This window comes from Staphylococcus pasteuri (assembly GCF_030547725.1).
In the GTDB taxonomy this organism is placed as follows: domain Bacteria; phylum Bacillota; class Bacilli; order Staphylococcales; family Staphylococcaceae; genus Staphylococcus; species Staphylococcus pasteuri.
This window is the reverse complement of record NZ_JAUOQO010000373.1, coordinates 1-268: the sequence shown is the minus strand read 5'-3', so window position 1 is coordinate 268 and position 268 is coordinate 1. Positions and strand designations below refer to the sequence as shown.

Genomic DNA, 268 nt, shown 5'->3' with positions numbered 1-268 from the left:
GAAATGCACATAGCTAAAAACTGTTGAAATGTTTTATCCCCCCATACTTTGTAATCAGTCATTAGCAATTTTTGGCACTGTGTTGATAATGTTTGAAACGATCCCGACAGATACAGCGTATTAATCACATCGCTCTGTTGCTCTATCGGTAAATGTTGACAGTATCTAGCTAGCCAATTCTTAGTGACTCCTTCACCAATACCATCACTTAAATATTTAAAGTCTTGTTTAGCTTGCTTGTTATCAGAATAGCGATGGTGCTCCAAAT

General features: G+C 36.9%; 1 protein-coding gene. It reads right to left on the bottom strand.

Annotation, left to right across the window (positions count from 1 at the left end):
* The coding region (locus tag Q4528_RS14040) for a hypothetical protein (protein ID WP_303522211.1) at nucleotides 1-268 on the bottom strand (268 nt) is incomplete at both ends.